This is a genomic window from Cellulomonas sp. EB106-03-03-XG116 (genome assembly GCF_058792015.1).
The window spans coordinates 1-17,539 of the sequence record NZ_JBYTEP010000015.1 but is presented as its reverse complement, the minus strand read 5'-3'; the positions used below and the strand labels follow the sequence as shown (position 1 = coordinate 17,539).

At 77.3% G+C, this 17,539-nt stretch carries 14 protein-coding genes; 6 read left to right on the top strand and 8 right to left on the bottom strand.

The window, feature by feature from the left end; translation table 11 throughout:
• Positions 1 to 66: 66 nt before the first annotated feature.
• Positions 67 to 549 (bottom strand): MarR family winged helix-turn-helix transcriptional regulator, encoded by a 483-nt coding sequence (locus AC3WUG_RS07960; protein WP_492327185.1) that lies wholly within the window; start codon positions 547 to 549, stop codon positions 67 to 69.
• Positions 550 to 619: 70 nt separating this feature from the next.
• Between AC3WUG_RS07960 and AC3WUG_RS07955 the strand changes: the two genes are divergently transcribed.
• A complete protein-coding gene (locus tag AC3WUG_RS07955; protein WP_492327184.1) occupies positions 620 to 2,506 on the top strand; it encodes an ABC transporter ATP-binding protein in 1,887 nt (628 codons plus the stop codon).
• A 62-nt stretch (positions 2,507 to 2,568) separates the two neighbouring features.
• Here AC3WUG_RS07955 and AC3WUG_RS07950 read toward each other — a convergent pair whose 3' ends face one another.
• The 7 genes from AC3WUG_RS07950 to AC3WUG_RS07920 form a co-directional block, all read right to left on the bottom strand.
• Entirely contained in the window at positions 2,569 to 3,555 is a 987-nt protein-coding gene (locus AC3WUG_RS07950; RefSeq protein WP_492327183.1) for a malate dehydrogenase, read from the bottom strand.
• 142 nt (positions 3,556 to 3,697) lie between these two features.
• A complete protein-coding gene (locus tag AC3WUG_RS07945; protein ID WP_492327182.1) occupies positions 3,698 to 4,903 on the bottom strand; it encodes a winged helix DNA-binding domain-containing protein in 1,206 nt (401 codons plus the stop codon).
• A gap of 130 nt (positions 4,904 to 5,033) precedes the next feature.
• Positions 5,034 to 6,326: a DUF58 domain-containing protein gene (locus AC3WUG_RS07940; protein WP_492327181.1), complete on the bottom strand. Its 1,293-nt coding sequence runs from the start codon at positions 6,324 to 6,326 to the stop codon at positions 5,034 to 5,036.
• A 10-nt stretch (positions 6,327 to 6,336) separates the two neighbouring features.
• Positions 6,337 to 7,524 carry an AAA family ATPase gene (locus AC3WUG_RS07935; RefSeq protein ID WP_492327180.1) on the bottom strand — a complete coding sequence of 396 codons (1,188 nt, stop codon included), beginning with the start codon at positions 7,522 to 7,524 and terminating at the stop codon, positions 6,337 to 6,339.
• Complete coding sequence (locus tag AC3WUG_RS07930; protein WP_492327179.1) at positions 7,521 to 8,762, bottom strand: DUF4350 domain-containing protein; 1,242 nt, start codon at positions 8,760 to 8,762, stop codon at positions 7,521 to 7,523. Before AC3WUG_RS07930 ends, AC3WUG_RS07935 begins: the two co-directional genes overlap by 4 nt.
• Positions 8,759 to 9,397 carry a DUF4129 domain-containing protein gene (locus AC3WUG_RS07925; protein ID WP_492327178.1) on the bottom strand — a complete coding sequence of 213 codons (639 nt, stop codon included), beginning with the start codon at positions 9,395 to 9,397 and terminating at the stop codon, positions 8,759 to 8,761. The genes AC3WUG_RS07930 and AC3WUG_RS07925 overlap by 4 nt, the downstream gene beginning before the upstream one ends.
• Positions 9,394 to 10,797 (bottom strand): DUF7847 domain-containing protein, encoded by a 1,404-nt coding sequence (locus AC3WUG_RS07920; protein ID WP_492327177.1) that lies wholly within the window; start codon positions 10,795 to 10,797, stop codon positions 9,394 to 9,396. The genes AC3WUG_RS07925 and AC3WUG_RS07920 overlap by 4 nt, the downstream gene beginning before the upstream one ends.
• Positions 10,798 to 10,964: 167 nt before the next feature.
• Here AC3WUG_RS07920 and mtrA point away from each other — a divergent pair, with 167 nt between their 5' ends.
• The 5 genes from mtrA to hpf all read left to right on the top strand — a co-directional run bounded on the left by mtrA (position 10,965) and on the right by hpf (position 17,087).
• On the top strand, positions 10,965 to 11,648 hold the full coding sequence (gene mtrA, locus AC3WUG_RS07915; protein WP_217615566.1) for an MtrAB system response regulator MtrA: 684 nt from the start codon (positions 10,965 to 10,967) through the stop codon (positions 11,646 to 11,648).
• Positions 11,649 to 11,734: 86 nt separating this feature from the next.
• A complete protein-coding gene (gene mtrB, locus AC3WUG_RS07910; protein WP_492327235.1) occupies positions 11,735 to 13,570 on the top strand; it encodes an MtrAB system histidine kinase MtrB in 1,836 nt (611 codons plus the stop codon).
• Entirely contained in the window at positions 13,567 to 15,321 is a 1,755-nt protein-coding gene (locus AC3WUG_RS07905; RefSeq protein WP_492327176.1) for an LpqB family beta-propeller domain-containing protein, read from the top strand. The genes mtrB and AC3WUG_RS07905 overlap by 4 nt, the downstream gene beginning before the upstream one ends.
• Before the next feature lie 133 nt (positions 15,322 to 15,454).
• Positions 15,455 to 16,231 (top strand): ComF family protein, encoded by a 777-nt coding sequence (locus tag AC3WUG_RS07900; protein WP_492327175.1) that lies wholly within the window; start codon positions 15,455 to 15,457, stop codon positions 16,229 to 16,231.
• A gap of 163 nt (positions 16,232 to 16,394) precedes the next feature.
• Complete coding sequence (gene hpf / locus AC3WUG_RS07895) at positions 16,395 to 17,087, top strand: ribosome hibernation-promoting factor, HPF/YfiA family (RefSeq protein WP_492327174.1); 693 nt, start codon at positions 16,395 to 16,397, stop codon at positions 17,085 to 17,087.
• The last annotated feature ends 452 nt before the right edge of the window (positions 17,088 to 17,539 follow it).

Sequence of the window (17,539 nt, the reverse complement as noted above, 5' to 3'; positions counted from 1 at the left end):
AGGACCGTCCTGGGTCCTATCTCGGCGCGCAGGTCCTATCTCGGCGAACCGTGGTGTCCGCGCCGGTCAGTCCCGGGCGCACTCCGCGGGGGCGCCCGCCGGGTCGTCGACCAGGCGGTGCAGGAGGCGGAGCAGGTCGTCCTGCTCGCCGGGGGCGAGCCGCGCGAGGAGCTCCTCCGCGTGCCGGCGCCGCTCGGCGTCCGCCTCGGCGAGCACGGCGCGGCCCTCGTCGGTCGCCGCCACGAGGGTCGCGCGCCGGTCGGTCGGGTCGGGCCGGCGCTCGACCAGGCCGGCGCGCTCGAGGTCGTCGACCAGCGACGTGACCGACCGCGGCACCACGTCGAGCGCGGCGGCCAGCGCGGTCTGCCGCTGCGGCTCCGCGCGCGCCACGACGCGCAGCAGCCGGTGCCGCGACGGCGTGAGGTCCACGCGCTCCCGGACGTCCCGCCGCATCGTGTGCAGGGCCCGGCGGAGCAGCCAGAACAGCTCGTCGCCGGGGTTGCCCGGGGCGGGGTGGTGGTGCGCGGGGGCGGGCGTGACGGGCGTCATGCGCCCACGATAGCGAGTTCCGCACATAGAGAGGTACCCTCTCTATCGGAATCGTCCCCCTGGAGGCCACATGTCCATGCACGGAGGAGGGGGCGGCGGACCGGCGATGTACCGGTCGTTCCGCCTCGACCCGTCCGTCGCCCGGCGTCGCATCACCCGCGACGTGCTGCGGCGCATCCTCGCCTTCGCCCGCCCCTACCGCGGGCTGCTCACCGTGTTCCTGGTCGTCGTCGCGCTCGACGCCGCCGTCGGCGCGGTCACGCCGCTGCTGTTCCGGCAGATCATCGACCACGGCATCGCGCAGGGCCGCACCGGGCTGGTGCTCGGGCTCGCCGGCGTCGTCGCGCTGCTCGCGGTCGTCTCGGCCGGGCTGACGCTCGCGTCCCGCTGGTTCTCCGCGCGGATCGGCGAGGGCCTGATCCTCGACCTGCGCACGCAGGTGTTCGACCACGTCCAGCGGATGCCGCTGGCGTTCTTCTCCCGCACGCAGACCGGCGCGCTCGTGCAGCGGCTCAACGGCGACGTGCTCGGCGCGCAGCAGGCGTTCACGTCGACGCTGTCGAACGTCGTGTCCAACGTGCTGACCGTCGTGCTGGTCATCGCCGCGATGCTGTCGCTGTCGTGGCAGATCACGCTGCTGTCCCTGGTGCTGCTGCCCGCGTTCGTGCTCCCGGTGCGCGCGATGGGCCGGCGGCTCGCGGGCGTGACGCAGGAGTCCTACACGCTCAACGCCGCGATGGGCCAGACGATGACCGAGCGGTTCAACGTCGCGGGCGCGCAGCTGGTGAAGCTGTACGGCCGGCCCGAGGACGAGACCGCGGAGTTCGCCTCCCGCGCCGCCCGGGTGCGGGACATCGGCATCACGTCCGCGATGTACGCCGCGGTGTTCCGGATCGGCCTCACGCTGATCGCCGCGGTGGCCGTCGCGATCGTCTACGGGCTGGGCGGTGTGCTCGCCATCCAGGGCTCGCTGACGGTCGGCGTGGTCGTCGCGCTGACGTCCTACCTGACGCGGCTGTACGGACCGATCACCGCGCTGTCGAACGTCCAGGTCGACGTGATGACGACGCTGGTGTCCTTCGAGCGGGTCCTCGAGGTGCTGGACCTGGAGCCGACCGTCGCGGACGCCCCCGAGGCGCGGCCGCTGCCCGCCGACCTCGCCACCACCGCGAGCGTCGAGCTGGACGACGTGTCGTTCCGGTACCCGGCCGCGTCGGAGGTGTCGCTCGCGTCGCTGGAGTCGGTCGCCCGGCTGCAGACCGAGGTGCCCGGCACGACGCTCGAGCACGTCTCGTTCACGGTGCCGCACGGCCACCTGGTCGCCCTCGTCGGGCCGTCCGGCGCGGGCAAGACCACGATCTCGGCGCTGGTCGCGCGGCTGTACGACGTCACGTCCGGCACCGTCCGCGTCGCCGGCCAGGACGTCCGCGAGGTCACCCAGGAGAGCCTCCGGGACGCCATCGGCATCGTGTCCCAGGACGCGCACCTGTTCCACGACACCATCCGCGCCAACCTGCTCTACGCCCGGCCCGGCGCGTCCGACGCCGAGCTGGAGCAGGCGCTGCGCCGCGCGCAGATCTGGGACCTGGTGTCCCGGCTGCCCGACGGCGTGGACACCGTCGTGGGGGACCGGGGCTACCGGCTCAGCGGCGGCGAGCGGCAGCGGCTGGCGATCGCCCGGCTGCTGCTCAAGGCCCCGCCGATCGTGGTGCTGGACGAGGCGACCGCGCACCTGGACTCCGAGTCGGAGGCCGCGGTGCAGCGGGCGCTGGCCGAGGCCCTGGTCGGCCGGACCGCGATCGTGATCGCGCACCGGCTGTCGACGATCCGCGAGGCGGACTCGATCGTGGTGCTCGACGGCGGGCGGGTGGCCGAGCAGGGCACGCACGCCGAGCTGCTCGCCGCGGGCGGGCTGTACGCGGAGCTGTACGAGACGCAGTACGCGACGGCGCGCTGAGGGCGGACGCCCGGCCGGCGTCGCGTCCCGGCCGGGCGAGGCGCCCCCGCCGGTCCCGCGCCTCAGATCAGGCCGAGGTGCCGCACCGCGTCCCGCTCCTCGGCGAGCTCCGCGACGGACGCGTCGATCCGCGCCCGCGAGAACGCGTCGACCTCCAGGTCGGGCACGATCCGCCACACCCCGTCGGCGGCGGTCACCGGGAACGAGCAGACCAGCCCCTCGGGCACCCCGTAGGACCCGTCCGACACCCGGCCGGCCGACGTCCAGTCGCCGGCCGGGGTGCCGCCGCGGCGCAGGTGGCCGTGGTCGATGATCGCGCTCACGGTCGAGGCGACCGACGACCCGCCGCGGGCGGCGATGATCGCGGCCCCGCGCTGGGCGACGGTGTCGATGAACGCGCCCTCGGCCCACTCCCGGTCGACGACCTCCAGCGCGGGTCGCCCGGCGACCAGCGCGTGCCGCAGGTCGGGGTACTGGGTGCGCGAGTGGTTGCCCCACACGGTGACGCGGGTGATCTCCCGCGGGTTCACGCCGGTGCGCAGCGCGAGCTGGGCGAGCGCGCGTTTGTGGTCCAGCCGGGTCAGGGCGGTGAACCGGTCGCCCGGCACGTCCGGCGCGTGCGCGGCCGCGATCATCGCGTTCGTGTTGGCCGGGTTGCCGATCACGAGCACCCGGATGCCGTCCGCGGCGACGTCGTTGATCGCCGCGCCCTGGGCGCGGAAGATCCCCGCGTTGGCCTCCAGCAGGTCGGCGCGCTCCATCCCGGCGGTCCGCGGCTGCGCGCCGACCAGGATCGCGATGTCCGCGCCGTCGAACGCGGCCCGCGGGTCGGCGGTGACGTCCACGTCGACCAGGAGCGGCGAGGCGACGTCCTGCAGCTCCAGCGCGACGCCGTGCGCGGCGTGCAGCGCCTCGGGCCGCTCGAGCATCCGCACCCGGACCGGCGTGTCCGGGCCGAGCAGCTCCCCGCTCGCGACCCGGAACATCAGCGAGTAGCCGATCTGGCCGGCGGCGCCGGACAGCGTGAGGGTGACGGCGGGACGGGGCACGGGAGACTCCTGGTGGGTCGGCGTCAGGGGCGGGGCGTCGGCGTCAGGAGCGTCGGCCGCGACGGTCCGCCGTCGACGGTAGGCGCGGTCCCCGCGCAGTTCAAGGGCGGTGCCGCCGTGTCGCCCCGCCGGTCGAGGGGCGTCAGGCCCCGGCGACCGCCACCGCGTGCTCGGCGGCGTCGTCGGCCACGAACCGCACGAGCCGGTCGGCCTCCGGCAGCACCGCCCGCCGCTCCGCCGCGGTCCACCGCCGCAGCGGGGTGACGGTCAGCGTCGCGCGCTCCCGGCGGGCCCGCGGCGCGCCGGCCGGCCAGGGGAGGCGCTCGCGCCGCACGGCCCAGGAGCCGGCCACCAGCCCGTCGAGCAGCACCGTCCCCGGCGGCATCCCGTTGCGGCTCGCCAGCGCCGGGCGGATCGCCGGCGGGATCACGCGGCTGCGGTCGTCGTGGCTCAGCAGCAGGTTCTCGAAGTCCGGCAGCAGCCGCACGGGGGCCGGGGCGTCCTCGGGCGGGCGCGGGGCGTCGGGGAGGTCGAGCAGGACCCGGGGCCGGCCCGACGCCGGGTCGACGTGCACGAGCTCGACGAGCTCCGGCCGCAGCCGGTCGACGACCGGCGCGAGCCGGGTGAGGCCCGACCACTGCTGCACGTCCGCGACGGCGGCGGGGCCGTAGGCGGCGAGGTAGCGGCGGACCAGGGCGGCGAGGGCGGCGACGCGCTCCTCGTCCCCCGGGTCCGCGCCCGGCCCGTCGACGCCGAACCACGCCCACGCGGTCGTCCAGGTGGTCGGCATGCTGCGCCCCCAGACCCCGCGCGGGGTCACCTGCACCAGCGGCAGCACCCCGCGCGCGCCGAGGGCGAGCGCCCCCGGGTCGAGGTCGGGCCAGGTCGCCGCCAGCCGTGCCCCGAGGTCGCGCGCGGTCAGCGGACCGTCGGCGAGCGCGTCCAGCGCGGCGGTGCGCAGGTCGTCGAGGTCGACCTGGCGCAGCGTCGGCGCCGCGGAGACGTTGGCGGTGAGGTGCCGGCGCAGCGTGGGTGCCAGGAGCGGCCACAGCGCCAGCGCGTCGTCGGCGGTCACCAGGTGCACCGTGTCGCGCAGCAGCGCCAGGCGGGCCACCCGGCGGTCGGTCATCGCGTCGGCCAGGTCGGCGTGCGCGAGGCCGGCGACCCGCGCGTGCAGCGCCAGGTAGGCGGACGACGGGTTCTGCGACTGCAGGGCCACCAGGTGCCGTACGACGTCGACCGCCGGGGCGTCCGTGCGGTCGAGCAGGTGCTGCCGCGCGAGCAGCGCGCGCCCGAGCCCGCGCGTGGTGATCGTGCCGCCGCCCGCGAGGTCCCCGTCACCCGTCACGGTGCCGAGGCTACGCGCGCGCCCCGACACGTCGGCCACCGCTCTCAGTGGAAGGTTGTGACGGACACGCCAGCGGCGTGTCCGTCACAACCTTCCACTGTCGGGTGTGCAGCAGGGTCGCCCGGCCGTCCTAGAGCCGGCCCGCGGCCTTGAGGGCCAGGTACGCGTCGGCGAGGCGCGGGGCCAGGTCGTCGGGCAGCGCGTCGACCACCTCCACCCCGTGGCTCCGCAGCCGCTGCGCGACCGCCGCCCGCTCGAGCTCGGTCCGCTCGGCCGCCGCGGCGTCGAACAGGGCCGCGACGTCCTCCCGCCCGGTGCGCAGCCGCTCGACCTCGGGGTCCCGCACCGACGCGAGCACCACCTGGTGCCGGGACGCGAGCTGGTCGACGACGCGGAGCAGCCCGTTCTCGACGGCCGCGGGCTCGAGGGCGGACAGCAGCACGACCAGCGCCCGCTGGGACAGCCGCTCCTGCACCTGGGCGACGACGCCGGGCCAGTCGGCCTCGACCAGCGAGGGCTCGACGTCGGCGAGCGCGTCCGCGACCGCGGGCATCAGCCGCGGCCCGGACGCGCCGGCCACCCGGGCCCGCACCGTCCGGTCGTACGCGAGGAGCTCGACCCGGTCGCCCGCCCGCGAGGCCAGCGCGGCGAGCAGCAGCGCCGCCTCGACCGACGGCTCCAGGCGCGGCTCCTCGCCGGTGCGCGCGGCGCTGGTGCGCGAGGTGTCGAGCACGATCAGCACCCGGCGGTCGCGCTCGGGACGCCAGGTGCGGACCACGACGTCGTTCCGCCGGGCGCTGGCCCGCCAGTCGATGGAGCGCACGTCGTCGCCGATCACGTACTCGCGCAGCGAGTCGAACTCGGTGCCCTGCCCGCGGACCTGCACCGCGGCGCGGCCGTCCATCTCGCGGAGCCGGGCGAGCCGGCTGGGCAGGTGCCGGCGGGACGCGAACTCCGGCAGCACCCGCTGGGTGCCGGGCACGGCGATCGACGCCTGCCGGGCCGCGAGCCCGAGCGGGCCGGCCGCCCGGATGGTGACCCGGTCGGCGCGCAGGTCTCCGCGGCGGCTCGGGCGCAGGCCGGTGTCGACGCGGCGCGACTCCCCGGGCGGCAGGTCGACCCGGTGCCGGTTGCCGACCGCGCCGGCCGAGGGCGGCCACGCGTCCCGGACCAGGGCGCGCAGCCGCCGGGCGCCGGTGTGCGTGAGGGTGAGCCGGGACCGCGCGGGCTCGTGCAGCCGGACCGCGCCGGTGACCTCGCGGCGGATCGCCACGGCGCGCGGCGAGGCCGCCAGGGCGACGTCGAGCACGCACAGCAGCACGACCAGCACCGCCCAGGCCAGCACCGTGCCGGGCACGGGCCAGAGCAGCACCGGCAGCGCGCCGACCGCGGTCAGCGCGACCGCGCGCCAGGTGATCGCCACGCCGCGGGCCTCAGCGGGGGACCGGCACGGACGCGAGCACGGTGTCGAGCACCGACTCCGCCGTCACGCCCTCGAGCTCGGCCTCCGCGCGCAGCTGCACGCGGTGCCGCAGCGTCGGGTGCGCGAGCGCCTTCACGTCGTCCGGGGTCACGTACGACCGGCCCTGCAGCCAGGCCCACGCCCGCGCCGTCGCGAGCAGCGCGGTGGCGCCGCGGGGGGACACGCCGAGGGACAGCGACGGCGACTGCCGGGTGCCGCGCACCACGTCGACGACGTAGCCGAGCACCTCGGGCGCGACCTGCACCCGCGCGACCTCCTCGCGGGCGCGCTCCAGCACGTCCTTGCCGGCGACGGGGCGCACGCCCGCGCGGGCGAGGTCGCGGGGGTCGAAGCCGGCCGCGTGCCGCGCGAGCACCTCGATCTCCTCGTGCCGCTCGGGCAGCGGGAGGGTCAGCTTGAGCAGGAACCGGTCGAGCTGCGCCTCGGGCAGCGGGTAGGTGCCCTCGTACTCGACCGGGTTCTGCGTGGCGATGACGACGAACGGCGAGGGCAGCGGGCGCGGGGTGCCGTCGACCGAGACCTGGCGCTCCTCCATGGCCTCGAGCAGCGACGCCTGGGTCTTGGGCGGCGTGCGGTTGATCTCGTCGGCGAGCATGAGGTTGGTGAACACCGGGCCCTCGCGGAACGAGAACTCGGCGGTCCGCGCGTCGTAGACCAGCGAGCCGGTCACGTCGCCGGGCATGAGGTCCGGCGTGAACTGCACGCGCTTGGTGTCGAGGTCCAGGGCCGTCGACAGCGTGCGGACGAGCAGCGTCTTCGCGACGCCGGGCACGCCCTCGAGCAGCACGTGGCCGCGGCAGAGCAGCGCGATCACCAGGCCCGTGACGGCGGCGTCCTGGCCGACGACCGCGCGGCCGACCTCGGTCCGGACCGCGCCGAGCGCCTCGCGCAGCTCCGGGGACGGCTCCGGGACGGCCGGGGCCGCGGGGGCGGGGGGCGCCGGGGGAGCGGCGGCGGCGGCCGGTGCGGCGGGCGCGGGCTGCTGCGCCCACGCGGGCTGCTGCGCCTCCCAGGCGGGCTGCGCGGGTCCCGGCGCGGGCGGCGTCGCGGGCTGCTCGGGCCCGGCGGGCTGCGGGGCGGGGTACCCGGCGGGCGTGCCGCCCTGCGGCCACGGGTTCGGGGCGGGGTGGTCGGTCACGTGGGGTGAACCTCGCTCTCGAGCTGGTCGAGCCGGCGGGCCAGGTGCTCCAGGCCCGCGTCTGACGTGGGGGGTGGTCCGTACAGCAGGTCGCGGACGTCGGCCTCGTCCCGGCGCGCGGCCCGCGCGACCGCGGTGACGACGTCGGGCGCGGCGGCGGACCGCGGGACGCCCAGCCGGCGGGCCAGCCGGGCGGCGGTGCCGGCTCGCAGGGAGGCGGCGGCGTGCCCGTACGACCGGGACGTCCGGTAGAGGCGGGCCCGCCCGCGGGTGGTCTCGGCGGGGCGGACGACGACCGGGAGCCGCTCGGCGACGACCCGGCCGAGCCGGCGGCCGCGCCACAGCGCGATGGCGACGACCACCAGGAGGGCCTGCAGCAGCAGCACCCGGGCGACCGGGGGCAGCAGGTCGCCGAGGCCGGGGCCGCCGGCCGCCTCGTCGGCGCCGAGGTCGCCGGCGGACGGCACGTACCAGACGAGCTCCGCGTTCCGGCCGAGCGTCCGCAGCGCCAGCGCGGCGTTGCCCTCGTCCGTCACCCGGGCGTTGGTGATCAGCCCGGCGTCGCCCAGGACGGTGACCCGGCGGCCGTCCGCCTCGGACGTCGCGTACAGGAAGGCCTGCGGGGAGCTGTCGGGCACCGGGAAGCAGAGGGTGGCGCCCGCCGGGGCGCTCTCGCCGAGCGGCGTGACGCCGGCGCCGGTCGCCGAGACGGTGCCGGCGGCAGCGGCGTCCGGGTCCGCGCAGGAGGCGGCGACGGACGCGGGCTCCGCGCCGCCCGACCAGCCGGTGGTCAGGCCCGGGACGGTCCGGTCGACGAGGTAGGAGGGGTCGAGCAGCACGAGGTCCGCGGCGGTCCCGGCCAGGGCCGTGAGCTGGTCGCCGGACAGCAGCCAGTCGGACGTGACCAGCAGCGTCGTGCCGGCCTCCGCGGCGGCGACCGCCGCGCCCGCGGAGCGCACGTAGGTGATCCCGACGCCCTGGTCGCGCAGCACCTCGGCGAGCGCCATCGCGCCGTTCTCCCGCGGGTTGTCCGGCGCGAGGGCCGTGGCGGAGCGGGTGGGGGCGGGCAGCAGCGCGGCGAGCACCCCGATCCCGAGCACGACCGCGACGGCCACGAGCCAGCGCACCCGGCGCCAGCGCGCGCCCGCGCGGGTCCGGGCGGTCGTGCCGTCGCCGAGGACGACGCTGTCGGCGCGGTCCGGGCCGGTCGGCGTGCGGGTCGTCGCCGGCGCGGTCACGCGTCCACCCCCGCGACGGCGAGCCCGGCGGGCAGGGTCGGCCGGGTCGCCGCGACGCGCGCGTCCAGCTCGCGCAGCGCGGCGTCGTCCTCGGCGCGCGGGATGCGCTCGCCGTAGACGACGTCGTCGAACAGCCGCCCGGCGACGCGTAGGTCCACCGCGTGCGCGGGCAGCCGGAGACCGGCGGCCTCGACGGCCTCGTGCGCGGTCCGCCCGGGCTGCTCCTCGAGCACGGCGCGCTCCTCGAGCGACCGCACCACGGCCCGGAACCGGTCGGCGACGGCCGCGGCCCAGTCGCCGCGCGCGGCGGCGGCGTCGGCGGCGGCCCGCAGCTCCGCGGCCGTGCGCCGGTCGTCGGCGTCGAGCACGCCCCGCGCCCCCGCGACCCGCCGGCTGCGGCGCACCGGGCCGGTGACGAGGAACGCCACCGTCACGAGCACCGCCAGCCCGGCCAGGACCGCCAGGAGCGTGCCGACGTCGCCGATCGGCAGGCCGTCGGCGCCGTCGAACAGCCGGCCGAGCCAGTCCAGGAACCGCTGCAGCAGGCTGGGCTGCTGGTGGTAGACCGGGTCGGCGAGCTCCTGCTCGAGCCAGCGGCGCGCCTGCTCGGCGTCCGGGACGACGGGCACGGTCACCGGCCGGCGCCCTCCGCGGCCCGGGCCAGCTCGACGTCCAGGCCCTCGCGGCGCATCCGGACGTCGATGTAGGCGAGCGCGATGACGCCGGCCATGAAGACGGTCGTGATCGTGGTCGCGATCGCGGTGCCGATCGCGGTGAGCGCGATGGACGGCCCGCTGGTCATCAGCGGGTCGTTCAGCACGAGCTGGGAGATCAGCGTGACCGGCACGACGACGATCTGCGCGATGATCCCGACGAGGATCGACACCAGCAGGTACAGGCCGAGCAGGCGCCAGAAGGACCCGCGGGTCAGCCGCCACGCGCGGGCCACGGAGGCCCAGAACCCGCCGCCCTCGAGCATGATCGCCGCGGGGGCGAGCAGCGTGCGGATGGTCACCCAGAACCCGCCGACCACGGCGACGGCCGCCGCCAGCAGGGCGGCCAGCACGGTGAGCCCCACGCTGTCGCCGGCCGTCCCGACGAGGACCACGAGGCCGACCAGCGCCGCCACCGCGACGGACGTCGCCAGGCCGAGCAGCAGGCTGAAGCCGATGACCCAGACGATGCGCTTGCCCTGGCCGCGCACGACGTCGCGGGCCGAGATCCGCTGGCCGATCACCGAGCGGCTCACCGACAGGATGAGCAGGCCGGTGAGGATCGTGGTGGCCAGCGCGGTGAGCGGGATGCTCGCCACGCTCGCGAGCGAGGTGCCGAACGAGTCGCCCAGCAGCTCGGTGTCCGCGGTGGTGAGGCCGGCGCTGCCGGTGAACAGGTCGTTGACGGCACCGGCGAACATGCCGGCCAGGTACCACTGGACCAGCGCGCCGATCGCGGTGGCGACCGCGACGACGACGGCCGTGAGGCCGAACATCGTCGCGGGGTTGTGCCGGATCGCGCGGAACGCGCCGTCGAAGATCTCCCAGATGCTCAGCGGGCGCAGCGGGATGATCCCGGGCTGCGCGGCCGCCGGCTGGTAGGGCGTCGCGCCCCAGCCGTACGGGGCGGCGCCGGGCTGCTGGCCGTACCCCTGCGGGCCCTGGCCGGGCGCCACGGGGTAGCCGGGCTGCTGGCCGTAGCCCTGCTGCCCGTAGCCCTGCTGGCCGTACCCCGGCGCGGGCGCCTGCCCGGGCGGGGTCGGGTAGCCGGGCTGCTGCCCGTACCCCGGCTGCTGCCCGTACCCGGGCGGGGTCGGACCGGCCGGGCCGGCACCCGGCTGCCCGGCGGCGTCACCCGGTCGGCCGCCACCCGGGTGGGTGCCCGGGTCGCCCCACGGGTTCGCGGGGCGCGCGCCCGCGGCGGGGTCCGTGGGCGGCTGCCACCCCGCGGGGGCGTACTGCCCGTACCGGGGCGCGGGCCGCTGGTCCTCGTCCTGCCGCGGCGCGTCCTCGGGGCGGCCCTCGTCGTGAGGCGTGCTCATCGTGCTCCTCGGGTCGCGGCGGGGTGCGCCGGGACCCCCGTCGGGGGCGCCGGGCGCTGCTGACGGCCATCGTGCCACGTCAGGTCCGGGTGCGGGCCGCTGCTCCGTCCGGAGGTCCCGCGCCGGTGGTGCCCCGGTGCGGGCCGCCGTGATGCGATCATGTGCAGATGAAGGGACGCGTTCTCGTGGTCGACGACGACACCGCCCTGTCCGAGATGATCGGCATCGTCCTGCGGTCGGAGGGGTTCGAGCCGGTCTTCTGCGCGGACGGGGACGAGGCCCTGGAGGCCTTCCGGTCCACGCAGCCGGACCTCGTGCTGCTCGACCTCATGCTCCCGGGCAAGGACGGCACCGAGGTGTGCCGGCTGATCCGGGCGGAGTCGGGCGTGCCGATCGTCATGCTGACGGCCAAGGCCGACACGGTCGACGTGGTCCTCGGGCTGGAGTCCGGCGCCGACGACTACATCGCCAAGCCGTTCAAGCCGAAGGAGCTGATCGCCCGCGTGCGCGCGCGGCTGCGCCGCAGCGACGAGCCGGCCCCCGAGCACCTGCGCATCGGCGACCTGTCGATCGACGTGACCGGGCACCGCGTCACCCGCGACGGCGCGCCGATCTCCCTCACGCCCCTGGAGTTCGACCTGCTGGTCGCGCTCGCCCGCAAGCCGTGGCAGGTGTTCACCCGCGAGGTGCTGCTCGAGCGCGTGTGGGGCTACCGGCACGCCGCCGACACCCGGCTGGTCAACGTCCACGTCCAGCGGCTGCGGTCCAAGATCGAGGCCGACCCCGAGCGTCCCGAGATCGTCGTGACCGTGCGCGGCGTCGGCTACAAGGCGGGCGCGACGCCCCCGTGACCGGTTCCCCCCGCGGCGGCGTCGCCGGGCGGGCGGCGCGCGCGTGGCGGCTCGCCACGGTGCGGGCCGGGGCCCGCGCGCGCCGGATGGTCCGCGCCTGGCGCGGGTCGCTGCAGGCGCGGGTCCTGACGCTCACCCTCGTGGTCGGGCTGCTCGCGCTCGCGGTGCTCGGCGGCTACCTGTCCGTCAGCGTGCGGGACGGCCTGTTCACGCAGCGCGTGGACCAGGTGCTCGCGGAGTCGGCGCGCAGCGCCGCCCAGGCCCAGGAGACCTTCGACGCCTCGACGGCGACCACGGCGCCCGAGGTCCAGCTCCTGCTCAACGACATGGTGCGCGCGCTGCGCTCCGGCGGGTCGGGGGAGCGCGAGGTGTTCATCCTGCGCACCCGCGGCCAGCAGCAGCCGATCCTGGTCACCAGCGCGGTGACCGAGTCGACGCTCGTCGGCCTGGTCTCGGAGCCGCTGCGCACCGCCACCGCCGAGGGCGAGGGGCAGCGCTGGGAGTCGGTCGCGTGGCCCGCGACGTCGACCGACACCGGCCGGGTGGAGCCCGGCGTCATGGTGGGACAGCTCGTCACCGTGCCCGCGGCGGGGTCCTACGAGCTGTACTTCCTGTACTCGCTGCAGGCCGAGCAGGACCGGCTGGAGTTCCTGCAGAGCGTCCTCGGCATCGGCGCCGTGGCGCTGGTCGGGCTGCTGGTGTCGATGACCTGGCTGGTGACCCGGCAGGTCGTCCGCCCGGTCCGCCAGGCCGCGCACGTCGCGGAGCGGATCGCCGACGGCAGCCTCACCGAGCGGATGCCGGTGCGCGGCGAGGACGAGATGGCCCGGCTCGGCCGGTCGTTCAACGAGATGGCGGAGAGCCTCCAGGACCAGATCGACCGCATGGAGCACCTGTCCGCGATGCAGCGCCGGTTCGTCTCGGACGTGTCCCACGAGCTGCGCACGCCGCTGACCACGGTGCGGATGGCCGGCGAGATGATCTACGAGTCGCGCGACGAGTTCGACCCGGTGGTGCGCCGGTCCGCCGAGCTGCTGCAGCAGCAGCTCGACCGGTTCGAGGACCTGCTGGGCGACCTGCTCGAGATCAGCCGGTTCGACGCGGGGGCCGCGGTCCTGGACGCCGAGGCCCGCGACCTGCGCGACGTCGTCGCGGCGGCGGTCGACCAGGCCGTGCCGCTCGCCGGCGCGAAGGGCTCCTGGCTCTCGGTGACCCAGCCCGAGGCGCCGTGCGTCGCCGACGTCGACCCGCGGCGGGTCGAGCGGGTGCTGCGGAACCTGCTGGTCAACGCCATCGAGCACGCCGAGGGCAGCGACGTCGAGGTCACGGTCGGCGCGGACGACCGCGCGGTCGCCGTGACCGTCCGGGACCGCGGCGTGGGCATGACCCGGGACGAGGCGGCCCACGTGTTCGACCGGTTCTGGCGGGCCGACCCCGCCCGCGCGCGCACGACCGGCGGCACGGGGCTCGGCCTCGCGATCTCGCTGGAGGACGCGCACCTGCACGGCGGCTGGCTGGAGGCGTGGGGCCGGCCCCGGCAGGGCGCGTGCTTCCGGCTCACGCTGCCCCGGCGCGCCGGGATCACCCTGGAGTCCTCGCCGCTGCCGCTCGAGCCGCCGGCGGAGCCCGACCGGCCCGTCGCACGCGAGCGCGACGTCGACCGTCCCGACCCCGCGGCGCTGCCGGACCTGCCGCCGACCACCGGGTCGTTCGACGTGGTCGAGCGCGCGCGGGAGGCGCAGCGTGCGGTGGCGCGCCGGCGCGAGCAGGAGCGGGCCGGGGCGCCCGGGACGCCGGACGGGGCGTCCGACGGGGCGCCGGACGCCGTGCAGCCGGCGTCCCGGCGGCCGGACGCCGGGACGCCCCACGACCCCGAGCCCGCCCGTCGCGGCGGCCCCGACCGACCGGGGGAGACCCGATGACCGCGCCGTCCCGTCCCCGCGCCGGGTCCGTCGCCCGGTGCCGCCCCGCCGGGCGCCGCGCGGGTGCCGCCGCCCTGCTCGCCGTCGTGCTGGCCGCACTGTCCGCGTGCGTCGGCATCCCGACGTCCGGGCCGGTCGGCGTCGGCGTCGAGGGTGTCACCGACCAGGGCGTCGTCGAGCCGCTGGGCGACCCGCCGCCGCAGGACGGCGCGCCCGAGGACATCGTGCGGGGGTTCCTCGGCGCGAGCGCCGCGGGCTTCAGCCGCGCCTCCGCGTCCGCCGACGCGACCGACGACTTCCGCAACGCCCGCGAGTACCTGTCCGGCGAGACCCGGCGGTCGTGGAGCCCGCGGGACCGCGTGGTGGTGTACGCGACCGCGTCGAGCCCCGACATCGAGCTGGTCGGGGAGTCCCAGGTGCAGGTGGACGTGCGGGTCGCCGCCCGGGTGGACGCCGACGGGCGGTACGCCCAGGCGGGGCCGGACGCGAAGGAGTCGCTGACCTTCGACCTCGTGCAGGACAGCGAGGGGCAGTGGCGCATCTCCGGCCTGGAGGACGGCGTGGTGCTCTCCGAGCCGAACTTCGAGGCGATCTACCGGTCCGCGACCCTGTACTTCCTGTCCCAGGACGAGCAGTTCCTGGTCCCGGAGACCCGGTGGTTCCCGGTGCGCAACCTGGCGACGTCGATCGTCCGCGCGATCATCGCCGGCCCGTCGGGGTGGCTGCGGGACGCCGTGCGCAGCGCGGTCCCCGAGGGCGCCGTGCTGCAGCCGGACGCGGTGTCCGTCGACGCGGACGGCGTCGCGACCGTCAGCCTCGGCGCGGGCGGCCTGCCGACCGAGCCGGACGAGCGCGCCCGGATGCAGGCGCAGCTGGAGGCGTCCCTGCGGATCGCGCGCGTGCGCACCGTGGAGGTGAGCGCGGGCGGCGTGGCGATGGGCACCGAGGCGGCGGAGCTGGAGCGCGGGCAGGACTGGGGCGGGGCGCTGGAGGCGCTCCAGGACGGCACGCTCGTGCAGATGTCCGCGGGCGAGCTCGAGCCCGTCGAGGGGGTCGCACCGCTCGCCGGGCTGGACGCGCGGGACCCCGCCCGCGACGGGTCCGGCGACCTCCGGGTCATGCTCTCGGGGCCCGACCGGCTGGTGACCGTCCCGACGGCCACCGCCTCGTCCGTCGGGCTGCTCCAGGCCCCCGCGCTGGTCGCGCCGTCGGTCGACCGGCTCGGCTGGGTGTGGACCGCGTCGCCCTCCGCGAGCGGGCAGCTGCTCGCCGTCGACGACCGCGGCACCGTCGTCGACGTCGCCGCCGAGTGGTTGCAGGACCGGGCGGTGCGGTCCGTCCGCGTCGCCCGGGACGCCACCCGGGTGGCCGTGGTGTCGTCGGGGTCCGACGGCGTGCGGGTCGACGTGGCCTCCGTGGTGCGCGACGACTCCGGGACGCCCCAGGTGCTCGGCGAGGCGTCGCGCACCGGGGTGAGTCTCACCGACGCCACCCGCGTGGTCTGGGTCGACGAGTCGACGCTCGGCGTGCTCGGGCGGTCCGGCAGCACCACCACCGCGGTCTACCACCTGGTCCCGCTCGCCGGGGAGGTGCAGACGCGCCCGGCGCTCGCGGACGCGGTGGACATCGCCGGCGGCAAGGGCGACAGCGCGCTGTACCTGGCGACGGCCGAGGGCGAGCTGTTCGCACGCGCGGGGTCGAGCTGGGCCTCGGTCGGGTCGGGCGTGCGGGACCCGTCCTTCGCGGGCTGACCCGGCGCCGGGCCGCGGCGTCCGGCGGCGTCCCGGGGCACCGGGACGTCCACAGGGGCCGGCGGCGCGCGCCCGGTGCCCCGGCTGGGGACGGGGCCCGCGCCCGCCGGGGCCGCGGCGCGAGGCTGGTCCCGTGCCGACCACCACCGCGCAGGGCGGCTCGCCCGGGCGCGCCGCCCGCGAGCTCCTCGACCTCGTCCTCCCCGTGACCTGCGCCGGCTGCGGCGTCCCCGGCCGGCCGCTGTGCCCCGGCTGCCTGCACGCGTTCGCCGGGCCGCCCCGGCGGTGCGAGCGCGCGGCGGGTCGGCTCGACCGGATGGACGGCACGACCGTGCCGGTGTGGGCGCTCGCGGAGAACGACGGCGTCGTGCGGCGGGCGGTCGTCGGGTGGAAGGACCGGGGGCGGGCGGACGTGACGCCGTGGTTCGGGGCGGTGCTGCGCCGGGCGGGCCCGGCCGTGCGCCGCGCCCTCCCGGACGGGGTGGCCGGCGGCGCGCCGGTGCCCCTGCTGGTCGTGCCCGCGCCGGCGTCGCCCCGGGGCCGGGCGCGCCGCGGGGAGGACCTCGTGGGGGCGCTGGCGCGCGCGGCGGCCGCGGGGCTCGGCGGTGCCGTCGCGCTGCCCGCGCTGCGCCTCGCCGGGGCGGGTCGGGACCAGGTCGGGCTCGGCGTCCGGGGGCGCGCGGCGAACCTCGCCGGCCGGGTCCGGGTCCGGCCGCGGGCGCGCGCCGCGCTGGCCGGTGCCCGCGTCCTCCTGGTCGACGACGTGCTGACGACGGGCGCCACGCTGGCGGCCTGCCGGTCGGCGCTGGAGGCCGCGGGGGCGCAGGTCGTCGGCGCGACGGTGCTGGCCGTCACCCGTCCGCCGGGTTCGCCGACCGGCTGGTTGGAAGCCTCGGCCGACCCGGGCTAGCGTGGTCCCACAGCACCGGGAGGCGACGTCGTCCCCCGGTACCGGGACTCGACGGGCGTGCCCGCACGAGGAGGTGGTGCCGCAGACCAGCGCCCCGCGAGGGCGCTCCGAGCATGCTGCCGGGCGGGCACCGACCCGCCCCCGGACCTCCAGGAGGTACCCCATGGAGATCGTCGTCGCCGGCCGCCACACCGACGTCCCCGAGCGTTTCCGTCAGCACGTGACGGACAAGCTCGCCAGGCTCGAGCAGCTCGCCCCCCGGGCGCAGCGCATCGACGTCGAGGTGACCCACGAGCCCAACCCCCGGCAGGCCGCGGCCGCCGAGCGGGTCGAGCTGACCGTGGTGGGCAAGGGACCGGTGATCCGTGCCGAGGCGTGCGCGGACGACCGGTACGGGGCCTTCGACCTGGCGATCGACAAGCTCGCGGAGCGCCTCCGCCGGGCCCGCGACCGGCGCAAGAGCCACCGCGGCAAGGTCCCCACGCCGGTGAGCGACCCGCTGCCGCCGCTCGAGGACCTGGAGCCCGAGCCCGCCGCGCCCGAGCCCTCCGAGGACGGGGTCGTGGAGACCACGCTCGGCGACTCGCCCGTCGTCATCCGCGAGAAGGTGCACGTCGCCCAGCCGATGACGATCGACGACGCGCTCTACGAGATGGAGCTCGTCGGCCACGACTTCTTCCTGTTCGTCGACGCCGAGACGGCGCAGCCGTCCGTCGCGTACCGCCGGCGCGGCTGGAGCTACGGGATCATCAAGCTCGACGCCGCGGTGACCAGCATCGGCGCGGGCGAGCGCGCGGCCGCCGCGCCGCAGGCCGGGGGCGTCGCCGCCCCCGCGGGGGCCGCCGCGCAGCGCTGACGCCCGGCACCGCCCGCAGCACCACCGCACCGCGCCCGCCGACGACCCTCCGGTCGGCGGGCGCGGTCGTGCGCGCCGGGCGGGTGCGGGGTCGCCGCGGCGGGCGTGAGGTCGTCACGAGCCGACGAGGTCGGCACTCATTCGTGACGACCTCACGAGCTTGTGACGACCTCACCAGCGTGTGACGACCTCACCAGCGTGTGACGACCTCACGAGCGTGTGACGACCTCGTCGCGGGGACGACCTCGCAGCCGGCGCCCTCGGTCACCCGCGGCGCGTGTCGGTGGGGGGCGGCACGATGGGGCGATGGCCACCAGCACCGACGCCGCGCCGACCGCCGCCGTCCCGCCCGCGGCCCTGTCTCTTCTCCCCATCTGACGCTTCCGCCGAAGGCCGTGGAGTGTCGATCTCGGTGGTCGCCGTCTCCTTCCCACGGGGGGGGGGGTGGGGTG